The organism is Streptomyces sp. NPDC057638 (assembly GCF_042800315.1).
Classification (GTDB): domain Bacteria; phylum Actinomycetota; class Actinomycetes; order Streptomycetales; family Streptomycetaceae; genus Streptomyces.
This window is the reverse complement of the sequence record NZ_JBHVHF010000625.1, coordinates 1-1,008: the sequence shown is the minus strand read 5'-3', so window position 1 is coordinate 1,008 and position 1,008 is coordinate 1. Positions and strand designations below refer to the sequence as shown.

Annotated in this window: 1 protein-coding gene and 1 pseudogene; both read left to right on the top strand. The window is 69.7% G+C overall.

The window, feature by feature from the left end; genetic code table 11:
• Nucleotides 1–209 precede the first annotated feature (209 nt).
• The gene (locus ACFVIM_RS35300) at nucleotides 210–851 is read left to right on the top strand and encodes a DUF1326 domain-containing protein (protein WP_384310505.1); all 642 of its coding nucleotides are present in this window, start codon (nucleotides 210–212) and stop codon (nucleotides 849–851) included.
• Between the two features lie 21 nt (nucleotides 852–872).
• A pseudogene (gene mraW, locus ACFVIM_RS35295) lies at nucleotides 873–1,008 on the top strand (16S rRNA (cytosine(1402)-N(4))-methyltransferase); the annotation flags it as partial.

The window sequence follows — 1,008 nt, the reverse complement described above, 5'->3', positions numbered from 1 at the left end:
GCCCCGCCACCGGCGGGGCCGATGGCCGTTCCGGTACCCCCGGCGACCGGGGCGTGTCGCGCGAACGCCCTGCGGGGTCCTGCCTCTTGCCCGGCCCGTCCTTGAAACCCCTACCCCCTATGGGTATTTGACACTGGCCAGTGGGGCGGATTAGCCTCACCCTCAGATGCATACCCCACCGGGGTATCACCGACAGAGGGGAAACGGCGATGAGCAAGACCGACTGGCACCTCAAGGGCGAGTGGTTCGATGTGTGCAGCTGCTCGATGCCCTGCCCGTGCACCTTCGCGCAGGCCCCGACCGGCAACACCTGTCGGTTCACGCTCGTCTGGCAGATCCACGAGGGCCACCTCGGCGACATACGCCTGGACGGTCTGGGGATCGTCGCGCTCGGCGAGTTCCACGGGAACATGTGGGTCGACGATCCCGACGCCACGATGACCGCGATGTTCTATATCGACGCCCAGGGGACCCAGGAGCAGCGGGACGCGCTGGAGGAGATCTTCCGCGGCAACGTCGGGGGATGGCCGGGGAAGTTCGGCTCCCTCATCACCGAGGTACGCGATGTGCGGTACGCGCCGATCGTCTTCGACGCCGCGGAGGACCTGGCCTACTGGCGGGCGAACGTCTCCGACAAGGTCAGCGTGGGCGCCACGGCGCTGACCGGCCCCACCTCGGACCCCGGCCGCCGGGTGCAGCTGATCAACGCCCCGGGTGCGGAGGTGGGCCCCGGCCAGGTCGCGACCTGGGGCGTGGTCAGCGAGGACCTCGCCGAGGGCTTCGACTTCTCGGGCGAGTACCGGGGCGGGTCCAGCAAGCACTTCCCGTTCGACTGGCGGCCGGACGCGTAACCACCGGCCGGGGCCCGGGACCCGGACGCGTCACCACGGCTCGGCATCCCCAAGGTCCAGGGCATCCTGTTCGACCTCGGTGTCTCCTCCATGCAGCTGGACGAGGCCGACCGCGGATTCGCGTACGCCCAGGACGCCCCGCTCGACATGCGGATGG